General features: G+C 48.0%; 19 protein-coding genes. 10 read left to right on the top strand and 9 right to left on the bottom strand.

Annotated features, from left to right (window positions below):
• The 5 genes from DXZ20_RS19355 to DXZ20_RS19375 form a co-directional block, all read left to right on the top strand.
• Positions 1-917 (top strand): restriction endonuclease subunit S (locus tag DXZ20_RS19355; protein ID WP_250565836.1); only part of this gene is annotated, 917 nt, incomplete at its 5' end.
• Complete coding sequence (locus DXZ20_RS19360; RefSeq protein ID WP_163699928.1) at positions 914-1,906, top strand: pentapeptide repeat-containing protein; 993 nt, start codon at positions 914-916, stop codon at positions 1,904-1,906. The genes DXZ20_RS19355 and DXZ20_RS19360, both read left to right, overlap by 4 nt.
• 15 nt (positions 1,907-1,921) lie before the next feature.
• On the top strand, positions 1,922-2,509 hold the full coding sequence (locus tag DXZ20_RS19365; protein ID WP_163699929.1) for a restriction endonuclease: 588 nt from the start codon (positions 1,922-1,924) through the stop codon (positions 2,507-2,509).
• Positions 2,506-3,069, top strand: a complete 564-nt coding sequence (locus DXZ20_RS19370; RefSeq protein ID WP_163699932.1) for a hypothetical protein — start codon at positions 2,506-2,508, stop codon at positions 3,067-3,069. The genes DXZ20_RS19365 and DXZ20_RS19370 overlap by 4 nt, the downstream gene beginning before the upstream one ends.
• A 9-nt stretch (positions 3,070-3,078) precedes the next feature.
• Positions 3,079-4,554, top strand: a complete 1,476-nt coding sequence (locus DXZ20_RS19375) for a type I restriction-modification system subunit M (RefSeq protein ID WP_163669729.1) — start codon at positions 3,079-3,081, stop codon at positions 4,552-4,554.
• A 174-nt stretch (positions 4,555-4,728) separates the two neighbouring features.
• Here DXZ20_RS19375 and DXZ20_RS19380 read toward each other — a convergent pair whose 3' ends face one another.
• Together DXZ20_RS19380 and DXZ20_RS38765 are read right to left on the bottom strand one after the other, a co-directional pair.
• On the bottom strand, positions 4,729-5,310 hold the full coding sequence (locus DXZ20_RS19380; RefSeq protein ID WP_163669732.1) for a Uma2 family endonuclease: 582 nt from the start codon (positions 5,308-5,310) through the stop codon (positions 4,729-4,731).
• Between the two features lie 130 nt (positions 5,311-5,440).
• Complete coding sequence (locus DXZ20_RS38765; RefSeq protein ID WP_163669734.1) at positions 5,441-5,572, bottom strand: element excision factor XisH family protein; 132 nt, start codon at positions 5,570-5,572, stop codon at positions 5,441-5,443.
• A gap of 163 nt (positions 5,573-5,735) precedes the next feature.
• On the opposite strand from DXZ20_RS38765, the gene DXZ20_RS19390 reads away from it, so the two are divergent.
• Positions 5,736-5,996: a hypothetical protein gene (locus DXZ20_RS19390; protein WP_163699934.1), complete on the top strand. Its 261-nt coding sequence runs from the start codon at positions 5,736-5,738 to the stop codon at positions 5,994-5,996.
• Here the strand turns inward: DXZ20_RS19390 and DXZ20_RS19395 are convergent.
• Entirely contained in the window at positions 5,953-6,954 is a 1,002-nt protein-coding gene (locus tag DXZ20_RS19395; protein WP_250565837.1) for an ABC transporter ATP-binding protein, read from the bottom strand. The genes DXZ20_RS19390 and DXZ20_RS19395 overlap by 44 nt on opposite strands.
• A 249-nt stretch (positions 6,955-7,203) precedes the next feature.
• Positions 7,204-7,347, bottom strand: a complete 144-nt coding sequence (locus DXZ20_RS19400) for a hypothetical protein (protein WP_163669737.1) — start codon at positions 7,345-7,347, stop codon at positions 7,204-7,206.
• Positions 7,348-7,969: 622 nt separating this feature from the next.
• Between DXZ20_RS19400 and DXZ20_RS19405 the strand changes: the two genes are divergently transcribed.
• The 4 genes from DXZ20_RS19405 to DXZ20_RS19420 all read left to right on the top strand — a co-directional run bounded on the left by DXZ20_RS19405 (position 7,970) and on the right by DXZ20_RS19420 (position 11,200).
• Positions 7,970-8,521: a universal stress protein gene (locus DXZ20_RS19405; RefSeq protein WP_163699936.1), complete on the top strand. Its 552-nt coding sequence runs from the start codon at positions 7,970-7,972 to the stop codon at positions 8,519-8,521.
• Positions 8,522-8,600: 79 nt separating this feature from the next.
• Complete coding sequence (cobA, locus tag DXZ20_RS19410; protein ID WP_163699938.1) at positions 8,601-10,133, top strand: uroporphyrinogen-III C-methyltransferase; 1,533 nt, start codon at positions 8,601-8,603, stop codon at positions 10,131-10,133.
• 8 nt (positions 10,134-10,141) lie between these two features.
• Positions 10,142-10,747 carry a dephospho-CoA kinase gene (gene coaE / locus DXZ20_RS19415; RefSeq protein WP_163671821.1) on the top strand — a complete coding sequence of 202 codons (606 nt, stop codon included), beginning with the start codon at positions 10,142-10,144 and terminating at the stop codon, positions 10,745-10,747.
• 99 nt (positions 10,748-10,846) lie between these two features.
• Positions 10,847-11,200, top strand: coding sequence for a putative quinol monooxygenase (locus DXZ20_RS19420; protein WP_163669743.1), 354 nt, complete (start codon positions 10,847-10,849; stop codon positions 11,198-11,200).
• Between the two features lie 39 nt (positions 11,201-11,239).
• Here DXZ20_RS19420 and DXZ20_RS19425 read toward each other — a convergent pair whose 3' ends face one another.
• The 5 genes from DXZ20_RS19425 to DXZ20_RS19445 form a co-directional block, all read right to left on the bottom strand.
• Complete coding sequence (locus tag DXZ20_RS19425; protein ID WP_163699940.1) at positions 11,240-13,438, bottom strand: hypothetical protein; 2,199 nt, start codon at positions 13,436-13,438, stop codon at positions 11,240-11,242.
• Between the two features lie 217 nt (positions 13,439-13,655).
• Positions 13,656-14,000, bottom strand: coding sequence for a DUF4870 domain-containing protein (locus tag DXZ20_RS19430; protein WP_163669746.1), 345 nt, complete (start codon positions 13,998-14,000; stop codon positions 13,656-13,658).
• A 270-nt stretch (positions 14,001-14,270) separates the two neighbouring features.
• A complete protein-coding gene (locus tag DXZ20_RS19435) occupies positions 14,271-16,685 on the bottom strand; it encodes a CHASE2 domain-containing protein (RefSeq protein WP_163699942.1) in 2,415 nt (804 codons plus the stop codon).
• Positions 16,686-16,934: 249 nt separating this feature from the next.
• On the bottom strand, positions 16,935-17,714 hold the full coding sequence (locus tag DXZ20_RS19440; protein ID WP_163699944.1) for a DUF928 domain-containing protein: 780 nt from the start codon (positions 17,712-17,714) through the stop codon (positions 16,935-16,937).
• Between the two features lie 301 nt (positions 17,715-18,015).
• Entirely contained in the window at positions 18,016-20,670 is a 2,655-nt protein-coding gene (locus DXZ20_RS19445) for a CHAT domain-containing protein (RefSeq protein ID WP_163699946.1), read from the bottom strand.
• Positions 20,671-20,885 lie beyond the last annotated feature (215 nt).

Genomic DNA, 20,885 nt, shown 5'->3' on the forward strand with positions numbered 1-20,885 from the left:
AAAAGTGGGAAGCCGACCAGTTGGCAAAGATGGAAGCCAAAGGCAAAGTTCCCCAAAATGACAAGTGGAAACTGAAATACAAGGAACCTCCTGCGCCAGATACGAAAGCGTTACCAGAGTTGCCAGAGCACTGGACTTGGACCAGTATGGATTGCTTAGGCAGCATCAGTGGAGGAGTAACTAAAAACTCGAAGCGTAAACAATTTCCTCTTCAAATGCCGTATTTACGTGTAGCAAACGTATATTCAGGAGAACTGCGTTTGCAAGAAATGAAGGAAATTGGTGTCGCCGAAACAGAAATCGATAGAGTACTGCTTCAGGCTGGTGATTTACTGATTGTTGAAGGGAACGGAAGTATTGACCAGATTGGCCGAGTTGCAATATGGGATGGGAGTATAGAACCGTGTTTGCATCAAAATCACCTGATTAAGATTCGCTTTTCTCCAACTGAGATAGGACAATATGCTCTTCGGTGGATGTTATCTATCAATGGACGGAAACACATTACACGTGTAGCAAGCTCAACCTCTGGTCTGCATACACTAAGCCTTTCAAAGGTGGCCTCAATACCTATCCCGTTGCCCCCTTTATCTGCACAAAAATTCATTGTTGACGAAATCGAAAAAGAGTTTTCAATTATCAATGCAATAGAGCAACTCCTCGATAAAAATCTCAAGCGTGCTGAAAAACTCCGTCAAAGCATTCTTAAAAAAGCCTTTGAAGGCAAACTAGTACCTCAAGACCCCAATGATGAGCCAGCATCATTACTCCTAGAACGTATCCAGGCAGAAAAAGTACAGCAGGAAGCAAAAAGTAAGAAGCGAAAGGCAACGACTAAGAAAAAGAAATCTCGAAAAACGACTAAAACAAAACAACTAGAAATCACCGATGGGTCGAATGAGGGGCAGGCGTCATGAACCACAAATCATCAAGCATCAACCGATTCCTCAAGAGAGTAGCCCAAAACTTTGACAAATGGATTGGCCCAGTCGGTTTTATCCTGGGTGTTACCTTTGCCGTCACCATCGGCATCCCCACCGGCATTGACATTTACCAAAACTGGCAAAACCTCGACCCCAAAGATCGCTCCCAAGCAGGCATTACCCTGATTCAAACCGTAGCCACCATTGTTGGCGGCATCGCCATCTTTTGGAATATCGTCCTCTCCCGCCGTCAGCTAGCCGCCTCCCAAGAACAAAACATCACCGAACGCTTCTCCATCGCCGTAGAACAACTGGGCCACGAACAAACCGCCGTACGTATCGGCGGCATCTATACCCTGGAGCGCATCGCCCAAGACTCTCCTCGCGACCACTGGAGCATCATGGAAATCTTAGCCGCTTTCGTGCGCGATCAAAGAAGCTTAGGGGCTGATAAAAAAATAGCTGAAACCCCGCTCACTTATGACAAAGATATTGAGTCAGCGATCATGATTATTGGTCGACGCAACACCGATCTCGATCCAGAAGGATTATCTCTCTACTTTAGCTATTCTGATCTTAGGGGTATTTCTTTTTATAAAGATGACCATAGCAATGCAAGATTCGTCTGCTCTGACTTGAGAGAAGCTAACTTTTATCGCTCAAATTTACGAAATGCTCGTTTTTGGAAAGCGATACTGACCAACGCTAAATTCAATAAAGCCAACCTAAATGGAGCTAGCCTTGAAGAGGCCGATTTGAAAGGTGTTGACTTTAGTAATTGCCTTCTAGAAGGTGCGAATTTGAAAGGAGCTAACCTCAAAGGTACTTGCGGTTTAACTATTGAGCAAATTAAGTCAGCACACAACTGGCAAGCTGCAATCTATGACGATGAATTAATGGTGCAATTGAGTATAAAGGTTGGCACGCCAGGGAATAATCCAGATGATCAAAGTCTAGAAACCCAGAATCAGGAGAGCTTGTAGAGCATTACTCTGCCCATGCCCACCGCTGCTGACTACCAAGCCAGAATTGAAACCTATGAACGGACGGAACTGCTTCAGTTCTGGCAATCGATCCAAGATCGCAACACCCTCGATTGGTCACCTGGCAAAGCCTTCGAATATTTCATTCTACGTGCCTTTCAACTCGAAGGAGCAGACATCACCTATCCCTACGGTGTCCAACTAAGCGACATGACCTCGCAGTATGCATTCACTGACGAAAACCAAACCGTCGAGCAAATCGACGGTGTTGTCTATTGCGATGGTCTTACCTGCTTGATCGAAGCCAAGGATCAGACCGAGCCTCTCAACGTCGAGCCCATCGCGAAAATGCGCAATCAGCTACTCCGTCGTCATGCTTCTACAATTGGAGTAGTCTTCAGCCGCAGCGGGTTCACACCACCCGCCTCCATCCTGGCCCAGTACCTCAGCCCTCAAATGGTTTTACTCTGGAACGGCAGCGAAATCACCTACGCTCTAGAACAAGGCTGCATGAGGCAATCATTGCTCAAAAAATATCGCGTCTGCATCGAAAAAGGTAAACCCGACTACGACCCCAGACCGGAGGAAGCCAAAACCCTATGACTAAAGCATATATCGTTGTTGAAGGACCGTCTGATGCCGAAATCCTCCGAGCACTGCTAGATGAAACGCTGTTAGAGGATGTCAAATTTATCAACGGAGAAGGCAAGTATGGCGCAGAAACCATGGCCCGCAGCCTTCTACTAGATCGGCATCTCCCCGTTTTACTAGTTATCGATGCCGACACCAGTAACTCCGACGCCATCCATAGCTATCAGCAAGACCTGGAATTTTTAACCCGCAGTGCTGCGGTGGGTACCCCCTATAAAATTTTGCAAGCCATACCAACGATTGAGGCCGTCTTCTTACAAGATCGCCCCCTGTTTGAACAACTTATCGGTCGTCAATTCACTGACTTAGAATGGCAACTCGGCCAAAAGCAACCCAGAGAACTATTAAACCAACACCCTGAAGGTGCTATTCAGTTTATCCAAACTACTCTCAGCCAGCTAACTGAGCAAACACGTCAGACTCTGCGCCAGCATTCCCTAATCCAAGACATCACCACATTTCTTACCACTCAGGTCCACTCATCTGATAGAGTCGCCCGTACCGCCAGCTAGTTGCCCCTAATGCCTAACGAATCTGCCTCTATCGTCCAAAAACTCTGGAACTACTGCAACGTCCTCCGCGACGATGGCGTCAGCTATAGCGACTACGTTGAACAGCTCACCTACCTGCTGTTCCTCAAAATGGCCGACGAGCAAACCACCCTGCTCGGCAAAACCGCCATCATCCCCAAAAAACACAGCTGGCAAACCCTACTAACCAAAGCCGGAACACCCCTAGAAGACCATTACCGTAAAACCCTCGAAACCCTCGGCAAATCCCAGGGACTCCTCGGCGTCATCTTTCGCAAATCCCAAAACAAAATCCAGGACCCCGCCAAACTCGAACGCCTGCTCAAACTCATCAACGAAGAAACCTGGATCGGCCTTGATACCGACGTCAAAGGCGACATCTACGAAGGCCTCCTCCAGAAAAATGCCGAAGATACCAAAAGCGGTGCCGGTCAGTACTTCACACCCCGCCCCCTGATCCAGGCCATGGTCGAAGTCATGCGCCCCCAACCCGGTGAAACCATCTGCGACCCCGCCTGCGGTACCGGCGGGTTCTTCCTCGTCGCCCACGACTACCTCACCAAAACCTACCCCCTGGACAAAGTCCAAAAACGCTTCCTCCGCTACAACACCTTTCGCGGCAACGATGTCGCCGACAGCGTCGTCCGTCTCTGCGCCATGAACCTCTACCTCCACGGCATCGAAGGCAAAGACAACGAAACCATCATCGTAGCCAAAGACAGTTTGCTGTCTCACCCTGGCGATTACTTCAAAATGGTGCTCACCAATCCCCCCTTCGGCAAAAAGAGCAGCATCACCATCTTTAACGAAGAAGGCAAAGCCAAAAAAGAAACCCTTACCTACGAACGCGACGGCTTCTACGCCACCACCTCCAACAAACAGCTCAACTTTCTACAGCACGTAAAAACCTTGCTAGAAATGCATGGCAGAGCCGCTGTTGTTGTTCCTGACAATGTTCTCTTTGAAGGCGGTGCAGGCGAAACCGTCCGCCGTGAGCTCCTGCAAGAGTGTGACGTCCACACCCTATTGCGTCTGCCCACTGGCATCTTCTATGCCCAGGGAGTCAAAGCTAACGTGCTATTCTTTGACCGCAAACCCGCCAGCGATACCCCCTGGACCCAAAAACTCTGGATCTACGATCTGCGCACCAACCAACACTTCACCCTCAAAACCAACCCTCTCCGCTACCCACACCTGCAAGACTTTATCCAGTGCTATAACGTTGAGAACCGTTGCGATCGCAAAGAAACCGAACAATTCAAAGCCTTCACCTATGATGAACTGGTACAACGGGACAAAGCCAACCTGGATATTTTCTGGCTTCGTGACGAAAGCCTGGAAGACGCAGAGAACCTGCCTGATCCAGACGTTTTGGCCTTAGAAATTGCAGAAGACTTAGAAACTGCACTAGAGTTGTTCTCCAGCATTACTGAACAATTAGGAGAAGAATCGAGTCAAATGGTGTAACGACTCCAAAATAAACTGATCTATGGTTGCATGTCAGATAAAGCATGACTTTCGGAACTGAATCCACGTTCTTTTCAGCTCGCCGATGAGTAGGTTAAACATGCAAAATCTATATGGGACAGGTTGTCTATATTTTCCTGATAATCCCACTCGCCTCCATAATATGACGCAAAATCAATCATTGAAAGTGGCTACAAATTCAACATCTTCGTATAGGGATGCCATGGAAAACCTTATATCTACACTCATCAGTTTAACCTCATCATCCTTACCAAACGGATGCAACACCCATAATCCTGATTCATTTTTCCGAAACACTTCAACCTGTTGCTGAGCTTGACTTACCAAAACATACTCTCGCAATGTTTCCAGATGTCGGTAATGCTCAAATTTTTTACCCCGATCCTTAGCCTCAGTGCTCTCTGAAAGAACTTCAATAATTAGAGTTGGATATTTTTTAAAGTATTTAAACTCTCGATCACGCTGATCGCAGCTCACCATCACATCAGGATAATAATAGTGATTGACCGCATCGATCTGAACTTTCATATCAGATCCATAGGTACGACAGTTGCTACCTCGCAAAGCACTTCGCAGTAAGGACGTAATATTAATTCCAATGGTGACATGCTCATCGCTGGCACCCGCCATCGCATAAACATCACCATCATGGTATTCATGTTTAACCAGGCTTGATTTCTCTGCCTCAAGATAGTCTTCTGGTGAAAAATAATTAGACTGCTTGATGGCTACCATGGCAATGTTGTCTCAGATAAAACCGATCCATTGTGGCCTACGGGCAAACCAAGGGGCAAACCTTGAATTTGAATCACAAGCCTGATGATAATTATAGCGATTACCGATTAAGTTCAAAGTCTATTAAATCCTAACCCTTTCTCTGTTCAAAAAAACTAGCTAAACTACCGACCGGCAAACGAAAGGGAGCGTAAGCAATCGTCCAACCATCTCTCATTAGGCTGTTGCGCATAACATCATTGTAGAAGTCTTTTGCAGGCATATATTTATTTAAAGTCCTTATTTTGTAAGGTAAGTCGGTAATTCTGCGGGAGCGCTATCGCCAACCATCAGTAGCATTAAGACCGTGCAGCGTTTGGAATGCGTGATCATATCTGCACCATAGCACTGACATCAGGGTTAAACATGAATACTGGCGATCGCCTATGAAACCATTGAAACCATTTTTGTTGCTCATTGGTTGTACCCTAAGCAGTCTAGCTGTTGTCCATGTTGCCTGTGCGGGTACCTTCCACCAGGGTTGGACCTACAGCATTGATGCGGCTAATGACGGGGTTGGGGGTGATGGCTATGGCCGCTTAATTGATCACAGCAACAGCGCTCAAGATATACCCGAATCATCCCCAATGATTAGCGTGCTCGTCATTGGTCTGTTAGCAACCCTTGTTCATCGCGATTATCGTTAGCATCACGAATCAACGACAGAAATACATCGGTCAAATCAGCCCGATCTTGCCGAATCTCTCTAATGGGTAAAGGCCGAAGAATATCTAGTAATTCATAGAGGGCCTCGCCTGGAAAATGCACCTGATTATCATGCACAGTACCGCCAAGGTGCACAATTTTCTGGGTGCGCCCAACATCAATGGGTTGGCCACAGTCAATACGATAGGTTGTTCCAGAAAACTGTTGAATTAGGGAGAGTGTGGGTTGCTCTGTAATAATTTGGCCTTGACGAATAATGGCAACCCGATGTGAAAGTTCCTCAGCCACATCTAACTGATGGGTAGTCAGTAAGATAGCGCAACCCGCTGCCGCAATATCTCGCACTAGGGTTTTCACAGTTTCACTAGCTTCCACATCCAGTCCCAGGGTGGGTTCATCTAACAATAACAGTGTAGGCTGATGTACTAAGGCAACTGCGATCGCAAGTTTTTGTTGCATCCCCCGCGACAGTTTTTGCACAGGTGTTTTACGTTTTTCAATGAGACCAAACTGTTCCAACAGTTGTTCACCGCGCTGTCGTGCCAAACGCCGAGGTACCTGCCGTAAACCACCAAAGTACTCAATATTTTCTAAAGGCGTTAACCGCCAGTAAAGATTACGATTACCTTCTAAAACGGCCCCAACGTGTTTAAGTGCGGCTGACTGACGATGGGGATCTAAACCATCAATGCTGACCTGCCCAGCGTCAGGTCGCACCAGACCGCCAATCATCTTGATGGTCGTTGTTTTACCAGCACCGTTGGGCCCTAAAAACGCCAGCACCTCACCGGCACAGATGCGCAGCGAGACATCCCGCACTGCCTCAAATCTTCGCTTACCGCGACCATAGGATTTCTTCAGGTGTTGAACATCTAGGGTTACGCGGCTATCTAACTCGGACTGAGGCCCCATTAAACCCATAGGCAAAGAAAGCGTCATTAAGCGTTACTCCATCCACTTGTTTGCCGTCAGCATTGCCAACCCATGGATATTTAAGATTTTTTAATCGACAACCTTATCGTAACGCGAACAGTACACCGTTGCAGCGCTTAGGAAATTAGGTCACACCTGCATTAGCCCATGCTGAACACTAATGAAAAAGCTCTGGCAGTAATACCAGAGCCCTAGAGGAGCATATCGATTCTCGATGAGCTTGACGTAATGAGCTGGGTAACAGCAACCGATTAGTTAGATCCAACCAGAAGAATAGGGGTCGCCTTCATAGGGCTGCACACCAATAGTTGGATAGGCATCATCATTTGGACCGAAAATACGAATGGCTGCGCCAAAAATATAGTCAAAACTAGTCGCTAACCAACGAAGAACATGCATGATTCCTAACCTCTCAATGAGTATTAACTGGGGTGGGAAATATGTAGATACCTCAAATCAAGTCATTAGCTTTTAGTTAATTCAGCAACTTGAAGTTTGGGGTATCACTAATTGTGGCTAAACAAGGAAACGAGAGTTGCAAAAGATCAGTTTTAAGGAATAGTAATCTAGAGCAATGGAACTCTTTTACTATAATTTCTTGACCATTTGAACTGTTTGTATTCTAGGGTTCCAGCTCCACGTTAAACAACGGTAAGCAAAGACTTGAAAGCATTGTTCATATTACTTATCAAGCATTGATAGCAAGTTCCATAGTCGGTATTGATAGAATTAACAGTTAGAAATCTTGGTGGTTACAACTCTTGAGAGCTATTTTTATGGATGCAATCTATCCTTTATGTTGATTATATTTTTATTTAATCTAAAGGATGCTAGATCCTATGTTTTGCCCAAACATTGTCGCTGTCTAGGGGCATAAACGATCTTTAAAAACTTAATATTTCTCAATTGATAGTTTTTTTAGTAACTACAGAATTTTTTAGAATCTTTGAGTAATAAGTAATCGATAATAAAGGCACGATTGTTTACCCCCACGCCGTCCGTGTATAGGAGAATAGTCGCTATGTTTCAACGAATTTTAGTAGCTTTAGAGGGCAGTACCAGTAGCCGTAACGTCCTGGAAGAAGCTATTGCTTTAGCCAAGGCCAACGCTCGGCTAAACCTTGTTACGGTCATTCCACCTATGGATGTTGGCTATCCCGAGCCTATCTATTTAAGTATGGAAGGCATGCAGGGTGTTTGGACCAGCGAGTTATATCAAAGTCATATAGTTAGCTGGCAACAGCGCAAACAGGAAATTGAACACTGGCTGCGATCGCAAACGGAGTTTGTCCATCGCCAGGGTCTCAAGGCAGAATACGATTGCCCGCTGGGTACCGCTGGTACGGCCCTATGCGAGGTCGCAACCCGTTGGCAGGCTGACCTGATTATCATGGGTCGCCGCGGTCGCACTGGCTTTAGTGAGTTGTTACTGGGTAGCGTCAGCAACTATGTTATGCACCATGCCCCTTGTTCAGTGCTAACGGTCCAAGGCATTGGTCAACAAGCTATGGGGCATAGTGCTAAGGGGACTCCAAGCATTGCCACGCCTGGTATTACACCAAAAAATACATAGGCATCGATGGGTAAAACGCCAGCAAGATATCTGAAAGGGGGGCTATTAAGAGAGGTCTGTTAAGAGGGGGCGATCAAACGTGAGCGGCAAGGTTTATCTCTTGGGCGCAGGGCCAGGCAATATCGACTACCTGACTGTGCGGGGACAACAGGTACTGCGGCAAGCGGACTGTTTAATTTACGATGCCTTGGTGGATAGGCGACTCTTGTTGCAGCTATCTCCTGTATGCGAAACCATCCATGTGGGCAAACGCGGCGGTCAGCCTAGTACACCCCAGACTAAGATCAATCAGTTACTGGTCACCCACTGTCAACAGGGGAAACAGGTGGTGAGGCTCAAAAGTGGTGACCCGTTTATCTTTGGCCGTGCAGCTGCAGAAATTCAGGCCCTTAAAAGCGCCAGCTGCAATTTTGAGGTAATTCCTGGGGTATCATCGGCGCTAGCAGCTCCTCTGCTAAATGCCATTCCATTGACCGATCCAGCTCTCAGCCATGGGTTTGGTGTTTTTACCGCCCATGACCTGCAAGCCCTTGACTGGGCTAAGGTGGCCAATTTAGAAACCTTGGTTTTTCTAATGGGTGGGCGACATCTGGGGGAAATTTGCTATCAGCTGCAAATCCACGAACGACATGGTGATACCCCCATCGCCATCATTCAATGGGCTAGTCAGCCGCAACAGCGATGTTGGCAGGGGACCTTGCTCAACATTACCCAGCTTACAAAGGGTGAACGGCTATCGCCCTGCATTATTGTCATCGGTGAGGTGGTACGCTTGCGAGAGTTTTTGCATCCGCCGATGACGACTAACAATCTATCCCAGGACAAGCTGTCCCTAGATGACAAGATAATTCTCGTGACTCGTGCTGTGGGACAATCCAGCGCGTTTACTCAAATGCTCAATCACCAAGGTGCCACGGTGATTGATATGCCTGCGTTAGAAATTCGACCACCATCCAACTGGACTGCATTAGATCAGGCATTGGGAAACTTACAGCGGTTTGACTGGCTAATTTTAACCTCTGCCAATGCTGTTAATTTCTTTTTAGATCGGTTGTTAGAGAACAAGTACGATCTGCGGCAATTGGCCCATTTGAAACTGGCCGTTGTGGGTAAAAAAACGGCCAAGATTTTGACTGAATGGGGGTTAAGATCTGATTTCATTCCAGCTAATTATGTGGCTGATGATCTGGTAGAGAGTTTTCCGGTGCCTGTAGATGGCTTAGAGATTCTGTTTCCAAGGGTAGAGACAGGGGGGCGAGATATTCTGGTTAAAGAATTCTCCAGTCAGGGGGCCATCGTCACAGAGGTGGCTGCCTATGAGTCGGGCTGTCCTGAAACAATGGCTGTTGAGGCCGTAACAGCTCTGCAGCAAGGTCTGGTTAATGCTGTCACGTTTGCCAGTTCTAAAACCGTGCGACATTTTAAACAGCTGATGATGACTCAGTTTGGTGAGGGGTGGATAACATATATGGAAGGGGTTGCGATCGCATCCATTGGTCCCCAAACCACAAAAACTTGCCTGGAAGACCTGGGACGCGTAGATATTGAAGCCACGACTTACACCCTAGAGGGTCTGACCGATGCCCTAGTCGCCTGGGCTGATGGCCCATGAATGGATCGATAAACCAGCGCATCATTGGTCTGACCGGAGGCATCGCCACCGGTAAAACGACTGTTTCTGACTATCTTGCCACCACCCACCGCCTGCCTATTCTTGACGCCGATGTTTATGCCCGTGAAGCAGTGGCCATCGGCTCTCCCATCTTGTGTACCTTAGCCCAGCGCTATGGGAATGACCTTTTGCTCGCTGATGGTTCCCTCAATCGTCCACAGCTGGGCACCATTATTTTTAATCAGCCCGATGAGAAACAATGGGTTGAGCAGCAAATCCACCCCTTTGTCCGCCAGCGATTCAACCAGGTGCGTCGTGAGTATCCTGCTAATCAAACCCTGGTCTACGCTATTCCACTGTTATTTGAAGCTAAACTAACCCATCTAGTTAGCGAAGTCTGGGTAGTTGTTTGTAACCTTGAACAACAAAAACAGCGACTGATGTCCCGTAATTCACTTTCCCTAAGTGCAGCAACAGCACGCATTAACCATCAGCTTCCCCTCAGTGAGAAAGTCGCCCAGGCTGATTGGGTGCTCGATAATTCTAAGGATAGAAAATGTCTCTACCAGCAGGTTGATGTAGCGCTATTGTCTACCAAATCAACAAAACCGTAAATCAACCCTAAGAATCACAAACCAACGTCACAAATTTGCAGCACCTCATAACTGTTGCTCCACACTAGAAGTTCCCTACAACTGAACCGTGAGATGACTATGAGCGACTTTACCGATTTTCTTAAACATAAACAGGCCTACATTGCCATTGGCGAATTCCAACCCGGTCGTTTCTCTGAGGCCCGACAGCTTTATGAACAGGCTGTTGCCACCTATGGTAATGGTGATGGCTTTCAAGGAGCCTATCTTTTCCAAGAGCCAGGCACCGATAGAGGCATTGCCGTAATTTTGTGGGACAACGTCGAAGATATGGATGCCCATCAGAACCCTACCTATCAAAAAATTGTTAGGGAGCTATCCGGTCTATTTGCCGCACCACCAGACGTAAAGTTCTACGAAGTTTGCAGTGAAATTGGCTTAATGGGTCAGCTTGCCCATGCCGTTGTTGCTTAAACATAGACAACCCCAACAGGGCCCCGAAAGTTCATAATGCTAGATTGCCACTGGCGCATTTATCTGCAGTACTTGCTTAAGCCGAGCTAACTTGCGCACTACCTGTTTCAGATTATTCCAATCGCCAGTGGCCCGCAGTAAACGGGCAGCTGTTTCTAAGTCAGCAATTGCCTGCAACACCTTACCCTGTTTTTGATAAACTGCGCCCCGGTAGCAGTAGGGCAGTGCTAGCTTAGGCTGTCGCTCAATTGCTAAGCCAAATTTTCCCACCGCCTGGCGGAGCTCTCCCTGAAATTGGAAAATTCGCCCTTGATAAAAGTAAGGAATAGCACTCTGGGGGCAAAGCTCAGAAGCAGCGGCCAGGTCATCCAGGGCACCATCATAGTCCCGAATATCTATTCTCAGTACGCCTCGATTACAGCGAGCGGCAAACAATCCAGCGTTCAAGTGAATGGCATCGCCAAAGTCCTTAAGAGCTCTGGCATAGTCATTCATCTCCATCCAGGCAACACCACGACAATTGTAGGCAGCTGCACTAGGGCTACTGGCAATCACGTGGGTAAAGTCGTCAATTGCTCCGGCAAAGTCACGCATATCGTAGCGAGTAATGCCGCGATTAAAGTAAGCACCGGTATCTTCAGCGTTAATGACAGGATTCTCAAAACGCTGAATCAGGGGCTGAATCACACCGAGATCAGTCGTGTGCAGTTTAAGCTTTACGGTGGGAAAGAGACTGGTTTGGGTAGATAGGGCCTGCATGCCAATCAAGGCAGAGGTGGAATCACACACCATAAAGTTCTCGGTGGTACCCAAAACCTTAAAAGAAAACAGATCTGGATAATCTTGCTTGAGGGGTAATAACTGATTAAGGGCATGTTTTAGCTGACGATGGCGAGCGTTACTTTCACTCCAACGTTGGCTAATGCTGCGTAGTAAAGGATGCTCACGATTCTCTCCTTGGTGGCACCAGCCAATATCCAAGCGACAGTTGCGATCGAGTACTTGACGTAGTTGCTGTAGCAGATCGGCATCAAGGTTAACACTGTCAGCCCAAGGCCAAACCAACACAACTCTTTTCTGAGCCTTGGCCAAAAGTTGTTCTAGGGCCCGTCGACTATTTGACTTACCTTCCACATTGTCAAAGTCGAATAGCCACTGACTCTCAGCCGCAGAGGACAGTGATGTTTGGAATGGCTCCAGGGTTTCAGCCACCGCCTGTAGCACCGTTTCGGTGATGGTGCTCATTTGCTGATCCGTAGCGTCTAAACGCTCTTGCAGTTGGGCAAAGACATCACCTGTTGGCTTGTGCAAGGGACCTAATGTTTCAGCCACAGCCTCCAACACAGAGTTAGTTACTGTGCTCATTTCTTGCTCTAAGGAATCAACCCGCCGTTGTAATCGCGCTACCGGGACTGATGGCTCATTAGTAAAGCTGGGAGCTGCCTGTAGCATGGCTGATTTATCAGCCTGTATTTCCTGCAATCGAGCTGATAGTGCCAAAAACTCATCCCGAGAGACCATATCTGAAACCGTTTTAACCAGCTCCTGCACCTCGGCTTTGAGTAACGATTGGCGCTCATCAGTTGTGAGCTGTAGCACCTGCTGTTTCAAATATTGAAGCTTGTCATTTAGGCCAGAATAATTATTCTTTGTATCTGCCCCAAAGACTTCCAGATGAACTCGCAACTGCATCAACTCAGCCTTGAGCTTTGTCACCATCGACTCGGCTGTTTCAAGGCGGCTGGTGTCTGCAAGTTGCTGACAGCGAGACCTGACATCCTTGAGGTTAATCCCTAGCTTGGTGCAGTGCTCCTTCAGTTTCCCAATGTCCTGGTGCAGCTCCTGTAAGTCTGGAACTTCTTGCTGTTCAATTTTTTCCAGCAACATGTTCCGCGTGTATTCAAATAACTGGGATAAACTCAGAATATCTTGCTGGTTCTGAGCAACGACTGACTGCCGCACGGCCTGAAGCTGTTCATGGGTGGGCACATCTTCCAGTTGCTCTTGCATATCGTGCAACCGGTTATCTAAGGTGCTGTTGACCGACAACATCACTGACTCGCTCTGGGAAAGCCTCGATTGTAGCTGTCTGCGGCTGATTAACCCTAAACCAGCTAGTAGTGACAAGGGGGCCGCAGCTAACAGTGCCTGTTGTGTAGCCATGGAGGCAACTGTTCCAGCACCAGAGCCTACGAGCAGTGCGTATTCAGTCCAATTAAACCAGCGATCTTTATTCACAGGGGTTGCCGAATGGGTTACGAAAAAAGCAGTCCGTCTAAGATGTTGGACTACTTATTACAGTATTCATCCTGGCCATAGACCCATCAGGAGATTAGTCAAGTCTTTAAGTGTCAACAAATGATGAAATCGTCTCAGTATTTACTCGGACACGAAAAAATATTTCAAGCTCAAGCTCTGATTTGTAAAGAGCTTGAGCAGAGATGTCTACGCTGACTTACAGAAAGCGAATAATAAATGGGTATTTAAAGGCACTATCAGGGTTACTGAAACTTCCCAAAATTGCGAGCACTGGCATAACCCACTGAAAAATTATTAGGGGAATGACAAGCAGCCAGCCAATCAGGATCCATACCAAAATACCTACGACAAAACTATAGATCCAGATATTCAGGTGGAAGTTCAAGGCTTCTTTAGAGTTTTCCTTCACAACTGGGTCATCAGAAACAATCCAAAGCGCAGCAGGAATGCCAGCTGAAAATATTAGCTGACTTAGAAAGATGGAGCCATGGGCCAGGGCTGACAAGACTTTGCGCTTATCGCTATCAAAGGTTGCATCCATGATGTTTACGTTTCTTTTTTGCTGTGACTTTATAGTAGTCGATAGTCTCAAGGTATCCGTTAGGGAAAACCGTAGTCGGTGACAGTCAATGAAGCGAACCCACTATCTCAGGGCAATTACACCTGATCAGACGGTAGGATTGCAACGCATTTACATGCAGTTGCAATTATTTACAATAGGTAAGCCCTTCTAAGGTCGTGCTCCCGTTGCTACTGGCTGGTTGTCTAATCTTCTTTACGGGTGAGTAATGTCGACCCGCCCGTACACGATCTATTGATAACGAACACCTAAATATTGGGACAATTTATCCAACAGCTCATCGCGGCGAAATGGCTTGCTGACAAAATCATCGCAACCAGCTCCCAGGCTTTTTTCTCGATCTTGAGCCAGAGCACTGGCAGTCAGTGCCACAATAGTAGGCGAAGAGATATTGGCCTCTTGGCTTTTCTGCCGAATTTGGCGAGTGGCTTCGCAGCCATTCATCACGGGCATTTGCATATCCATCCAGATGAAGTGGGGGTGCCAACTTTCCCAGAGAGCAACGGCTTCTTGACCATTGGTGGCTTCACGGATCTGAAATCCTAACGATGTCAATAGTTTGTTGAGTAACTTACGACTAATCGGCTCATCATCAGCAATTAATATGCGTAAAGGTGCTTGATCCGCAGCCAGACTACTGACATGGTAGGCAGGGGGGGGTTGATGCTGAAGGGACGGTTCTAGACTGGCTGGAATATCAAACTTAAATATTGTTCCTCGGTCTAAAACGGAACTAATGGTAATTTCTCCTCCCATTAAATTAACCAGCTGCTGGCTAATGGGTAAGCCCAATCCTACCCCGTCTAAAAAAGTTCGCCCTACTTTACCTTGGGTAAAAATCTCAAACAGAGTAGACACTTCCTCCTGAGCGATACCGGGACCAGTGTCTTCTACTGCAAAGTGTAACAGAAGTTGAGACTGTTTGCTCATGGTGCCTGAAAGGCGCAGAATAACAGTGCCGGCCTCAGTAAATTTAATTGAGTTATCTAATAGGTTAATTAATACTTGTCGTAATTTGCCTTCATCCGCCGTCACAAACTGGGGCACATTGGGGGTTCGTTCAAAATAGAGTTTTAGCCCCTTAGCCATGGCCTTAGGCTCTAGCATGGCTTTGAGCATATCCAACAGACTGTACAGGTCTACGTTGGTTTCATGTAATACAACCCGGTTAGCTTCAATTTTAGAAATCTCAAGAATATCGTTAATCAAATTGAGAAGATGCTCGCCGCTAAGATTAATAATGTCTAAAGACTTTTTTTGTTGTGTCGTTAATGATGGATCTTGTCCCATTAGCTGAGTAAAGCCTAAGATCGCGTTAAGCGGTGTCCGAAATTCATGGCTCATTTTGGCTAAAAACTGACTTTTGGCTTGGGATGCGGCTTCAGCTCGAATTTTGTCTTTCTCAAGTTTGAGATTTTGTTGGGCTAACTCGGTGCGATAGTGTTGCAATTTGAGGATTTCGTAGCCTGCGATCGCACTTGCAGACCCAATCAGCGCTAAAAATGGAGGCACCACCGGAATCCACCAGCCACCGAGGAATGTTAGATAGCTACTGACTGACAAAACACCCCCTGCCAATACTACAGCAGTGATCAAAATAGCCAGACGGGTAAACCTCCGGGTACTATCTCGTTTGGATTCCAATAGCCACTGGTATCCCAGGGCTCCCACCCCAGACCAGATCAAAATCCAGACTGCCTCTATGGGGTCAGCCCACACCCGCAGCACTGCCCGGCCATCCAGGGCTGCACTCACTAGAGTGCTGGCCAGATTGGCATGGAGTACCATTCCTGCCGTCGCTTCTGGTGTATTGATCAGGCGACTGCTGTAGGGCGTATAAAACAAGTCATTGAGACTGGTGGCCATGCCGCCGACAAGTACGATGCGATCGCGAACCAAATCTGGCTCTAGACGATTATTCAGGGCCTCAGTTACAGATATCTGGGGAAATTGGTTTGCATGGCCGCGAAAATTAATCAGAATCTGATAACCACCAGCGTTAGTGCGAATGTAGCCACCAGCGTTACCGCGCAATGGCCTGAGGATCGCCTGTCCCAAACGATAAATTTTCTGGTCCGCATCCACCACTTCCTGGGGAACTCCCTGCATGGCTAAATAACGCACGGCCAGCTCTGCCCCCAGCCCCAGTCGGAGCTCATCGTCGGCATTGGCATGGGACAACAATCCTCGCCGAAACTTACCATCCGCATCCACCAGCAAGTCAGTCAGGGCCACCTGTCCCTGGCTCTCTAACTCAGCGGGGGGGGCCACTGTGCGGCCAATGGCTTTCTCGACACCAATCAGATTAGAGGTAGACGTCATCACCTCAACCCAGTCTTGATGCCCCGGCTCCACAGGTAGGTCGCGATATAGGTCTAAACCGATGACAGCAGGTTGATGTTGTCTGAGATTTTGAATCAGCTGGGCCAGTGTGGCGTCAGAGAGAGGCCACTGACCGAGACGACTGATATCAGACTCCTCAATGGTGACCAGCAGAATTCGTTCGTCAATGGGGTCTACTGGTCGTAGTTGAAAGTATTGGTCATAGATCGCCCACTCTAATAACTGTAGCGCGCCTGTAAAGCGTATGGCGATGACGACACCAGCCACAATTGGCGTTGTTAACAGTGCAGCAATCCATCGCATCTAAGTCATCTGAAAAGTACTGTGCATTCTCTTCTTTTTATCAGCGCGACTCTTGCATTATTGCAGAGCAGGGTAGCTGATGTGTTTTCATACAGGCAAGGAGGCAAATTAGCGAATGTATCGTGGTCACTCAAGCGCAAATTGTAGGGTAAACAATGAGAAACAAGAAAACCCATGACTCAAGTCTCTACCAGTTCCATGGCCTAACTGATGGGAGACTTATCTGAGTTTTTATAGGGTAATGCAATGCTAGTTAAGAAATGGGGTGTTTGCGATCGCACCTAAATCTTCAGACCGGAGCAACTCAATCCAATTCTCATTGAGAGCATTGCTCTCAGGCTGGCGTTCCTTCAGCAGTGCCAGGCTTAACAACATATCATGCCAAACACCAGCCCGTCCGTAAATAACCGCCTGGGACAACAAGGGCTGCTGGGGGGGCAAGTCATTATCAGACAGGTCAATGCGACGAATCTGACCACTGGTGATGGGCAGATCTGTTTGCGTGGGCTGGCAGAGAAGTGCCAGGGACCAATGATACGTTTGCCCCACGACCAATTCAGGACTATCCATCGGTAAAGAAATCCTAAGAATCCCTCCGGTTTGAGGAATCTGTAGACGGCTTTGATATACGCCGTTTTGCTCGTCATCTCTCAACGTTAAATGGGCCTGAGTGGCCATTGTGGGAGGCACATAAACCATCAGGGTGGGGTGGGAAGACGTCGTCAACCCTACCCCAGACTGGGGCACCAGTGCTGTCATCGGAAACGCATAGGATTCATCCTGCATACATTTTATGTCTGCAGGGCGAGAGGCTCCACCGCGAGAATTATCTACCTTTTCATCAGTAGGCGGTTCAAACATAATTAGGGGAGTGGCGGTTGCCGGACGCGACGCCCTCATGGGACCAGGGGATGGCGCAGGACTAGCCTGGGCTATCGTATTAATTACTGACCCAAAATTAATCACTGACCCAAACGACAAGATTCCTAGTAGAGCCAGACACAAGCGGTTATGTAGAGAACGTTTCATAGGTATCTGATATCAATGGAAAATGAAAAAGATTTGGCTGTACTGATTCTTGGAAGGATTCAATCTGAAAAATCAAGGATTTTGGATAATCCTGCTAGATCGATTTACCCTCTAAATCATCAACAGCAAAGATTTTAAGTAAAGGAGATTTTAAACAGGTATCTGAATGAAGCCGTTTGCACCATGTGCCTAATCAGTTATCCCTCCCTATGAGAGATATGGCATGGCCTGAGATGCCTCCTTATTTAATTTTTTTGTTTCATTCCTCCAGGTTTAGCATCACTTCATAAACCACCTCCCACTACAACCAATTACCCACTAAAACAAACGGAGCCCAGTAGAAGGGCTGCTGATACTGGGGGTGTTTTAACAAGCTTAACTGTGCCGCTCTTAGGGCCGCCGCTTTACTCATGTCTGGGTTTTCTGCCAGCTGGCGATAAAATTCCACCATCAGGGTGGCCGTGGATTCATCTTTCACTTGCCAAAGTGTTGCCAGGGTACTGCGGGCACCAGACCGCAGGGCAATGCCAGCTAACCCTAGGGCAGCTCGTTTATCTCCCGTAGCCGTTTGACAGGCACTGAGTACCAAGAGTTCTAAGGCTTGGTCCGGGTCTCGTTTTCTGGGCTGTAGTAAGGCCTCCAAATCTTGAACATTGATCCGACCATCCCATGTCACCAGAAACGTTTCCTCTGCCTTGGAGCTAAACTGGCCATGGGTCGCTAAATGCACCACTGAAAAGGGTATATCGTTGAGGGCGCGTTGGAGTCGATCGGTGGTAAAGCTTTGATTGAGTAGCGTGGTGGTGGGCAGTGTAGAGCCAATTTGATTGACTTCTGTGTTAACACCGGGCAACGCGGAGAACCCTTGTTGAGAAATACTCAATCCCCCCGTCAGCACATCCAGCCGCCCCGGATCGAGGGACTGGGGTTCAAGCAGCTGTAACCCTGGGCTGAGGGCAATGCCATAGCGCTCAATGAGGTAGCGTTTACCATCATGCAGTGCCGCCATGGGCAAATTGCGTAACGTGCCGTCCAGCACAAACACCAGTGTTTGGGTATCCCCTAAGAAGTACTCAGCCGGGCGGATCAGCCAGTCATAGAGCTGCTGTGACACCTGTAGGCGATCGGCTTCGAAAAAGTGAGGATTTAAGTAAAGTTGTAGCTGGGCAATGGCGGTTTCAATATCGGCCTGGGGCAGACGCGTTTCATAGTAAAACAGGGGTAGGTCGGGGCGGGAAACAATCACCGCCAGACGATCGGACAAGATAATTGGATAAATGACAGCCGCTGTCGCATCAACGGTGTCAATGAGTTGAGATTTTGCTTGTAAACAAGCATGACGAAAAAAGTTATCCAGTTCCGCCAGCTGTAGAGATTCAATCAACTGCCTGGCCTGTTGTAGCTGAGCCTGCTGAGGGTCTTGCTCTAGGAGGAGTGAGACAAGTTCTCGATACACTGGCTCAACGGTTTCAAGAAAGGAAAACTGTAGCTCAGGATTGAGGGCCACTAGCTCCTGTCTTAAGGACTGGAGGGATTTAACCGCATTACTGTAGGATGCGATCGCAGCTTTAGTCGCTCCCTGATGTTTCAAAATGCGGCCCAACTGCCACTGCCAGGTGGTTTTCAAATCAGGTGCATTCAGACCTTCTGCCACCTGCATTGCCCGTTGTGTCACCTGTTGAGCGTCTTGCCATTGCCCAGCGGCCTCATAGAGGTGGCCCAGCTGTCCCAAGGCAAAGGCTTCGGCCCGCGTATCCGATAGCATCTGGGCAGATTGCACCGCATTGGCCAACAATTGGGCCATGGTTGCCCTCTGACCAGATAATTGTTGGCCGATGGGCGATTGGGCTGCCCGAATCCAGCTGGCAACAAAGTTGACCTGGGCATAAATGGTGTCCCGCCCCGGTGGTAGGGTCGCTAATGGATCAGGCAACGTAGATAACAGAGACTGTGCTGACGACCACTGCCCTGTTTTGACCAACAGTTGCAGCTGATGAAGCTGGGCCTCAATGCGAGACATCGGCTGACTGGCCCTATCCGCCGCTTGCCGATAGTGGGATAGGGCAGTTTCATAGTCACCCTGGGCAGCCAGAGTATTACCTAGATTAACTAAAGTGGCACTGGCTTCATCCGCAAAGACTGGTGTGGTGGCCACCAGTGTCTGGGTAATTTCCAGACTTTCGGTGAGTAGGGATTGCGATCGCTCTAAATCTCCCACCGCCTGTAGGGCTGTGCCTAAAAGTTTGAGGCTAGTCGCTTTTACCGTTGGCTCTGAGAGGGTCTTTACTGTTGCCAGAGATTGTTCTAATAATTGCTGAGACTGTTGATAATATCCCAGAGTTTGTAGTGCCTTCGCTTGATTGAGCTGGGCCCCTAGTTGACCAGTGGTATCGCCTACCGAAGCATAGGTAGCTGCCGCTTGCTTCCAGGTTTCGATTCCTTGCTCAGGCTGTCCTAAAACCAGTTGCAATTGTCCATGCAGGTTTAAGCTGGCGGCCAACAGTGTTGCATCCCGTTGGGATGTCTCCGCCAATAGGGTCTGACTCTTATGATTGGTTTGCTGGGCCAATGCCCACTGGCCCAAATTAAAATAAGCTAGCGCCAGATAGTGTAGTGCCCTGGCCTGGTGTAGTTGCTGGCCCTGGCGTTCATAGTCCTTGGCCGCTTGCTGCCAAACATCTGCGGCTGATACTAACTGACCCGCTGCAAATAAGGCACTGCCCTGACTGAGGGCACTGATGTTGGGATCCTCAAGATTGGGACCCGCAAGGTTGATGCCCTCAGCTAATGGTTCCCCTACAGTAGTCTTTGCCTGATGAATGGGGCTGGGGAGATAAAGCTCTCCCCTTGCTATCACGGGCGTCCCCCACATCCATAGCCAGCAGCTGACTATGGCCAACATCATTAGCCAGCTACGTCGCCAAAACCGTCTGTTACATATCTGCACAAGTCGCATCGCCGTTTAGCCTCTGTGACATTTCTAGGCAACGATGTCTAATAAGGTCATTCAACCTGTCTCCGTAGAAATCGGGATATCCATCAGATAATTGGGGTGATAAATACATTTCTTAACCACCCAGGTCGCAAGGGGATATCCACTCAAGCCAAGTTCCCTTGATTAGACCAGAACGCTAGAATCTACCAGGATTCTAAGCCCTGACCAGTTAATTC

The sequence above is a fragment of the Adonisia turfae CCMR0081 genome (genome assembly GCF_011009555.1).
GTDB classification, from domain to species: domain Bacteria; phylum Cyanobacteriota; class Cyanobacteriia; order Phormidesmidales; family Phormidesmidaceae; genus Leptothoe; species Leptothoe turfae.

Coding starts and splice junctions, on each gene's coding strand:
- DXZ20_RS19360 (WP_163699928.1), top strand. CDS start 914: ATGAACCACAAATCATCAAGCATCAACCGATTCCTCAAGAGAGTAGCC.
- DXZ20_RS19365 (WP_163699929.1), top strand. CDS start 1,922: ATGCCCACCGCTGCTGACTACCAAGCCAGAATTGAAACCTATGAACGG.
- DXZ20_RS19370 (WP_163699932.1), top strand. CDS start 2,506: ATGACTAAAGCATATATCGTTGTTGAAGGACCGTCTGATGCCGAAATC.
- DXZ20_RS19375 (WP_163669729.1), top strand. CDS start 3,079: ATGCCTAACGAATCTGCCTCTATCGTCCAAAAACTCTGGAACTACTGC.
- DXZ20_RS19380 (WP_163669732.1), bottom strand. CDS start 5,310: ATGGTAGCCATCAAGCAGTCTAATTATTTTTCACCAGAAGACTATCTT.
- DXZ20_RS38765 (WP_163669734.1), bottom strand. CDS start 5,572: ATGCCTGCAAAAGACTTCTACAATGATGTTATGCGCAACAGCCTAATG.
- DXZ20_RS19390 (WP_163699934.1), top strand. CDS start 5,736: ATGAAACCATTGAAACCATTTTTGTTGCTCATTGGTTGTACCCTAAGC.
- DXZ20_RS19395 (WP_250565837.1), bottom strand. CDS start 6,954: ATGACGCTTTCTTTGCCTATGGGTTTAATGGGGCCTCAGTCCGAGTTA.
- DXZ20_RS19400 (WP_163669737.1), bottom strand. CDS start 7,347: ATGCATGTTCTTCGTTGGTTAGCGACTAGTTTTGACTATATTTTTGGC.
- DXZ20_RS19405 (WP_163699936.1), top strand. CDS start 7,970: ATGTTTCAACGAATTTTAGTAGCTTTAGAGGGCAGTACCAGTAGCCGT.
- DXZ20_RS19420 (WP_163669743.1), top strand. CDS start 10,847: ATGAGCGACTTTACCGATTTTCTTAAACATAAACAGGCCTACATTGCC.
- DXZ20_RS19430 (WP_163669746.1), bottom strand. CDS start 14,000: ATGGATGCAACCTTTGATAGCGATAAGCGCAAAGTCTTGTCAGCCCTG.
- DXZ20_RS19435 (WP_163699942.1), bottom strand. CDS start 16,685: ATGCGATGGATTGCTGCACTGTTAACAACGCCAATTGTGGCTGGTGTC.
- DXZ20_RS19440 (WP_163699944.1), bottom strand. CDS start 17,714: ATGAAACGTTCTCTACATAACCGCTTGTGTCTGGCTCTACTAGGAATC.
- DXZ20_RS19445 (WP_163699946.1), bottom strand. CDS start 20,670: ATGCGACTTGTGCAGATATGTAACAGACGGTTTTGGCGACGTAGCTGG.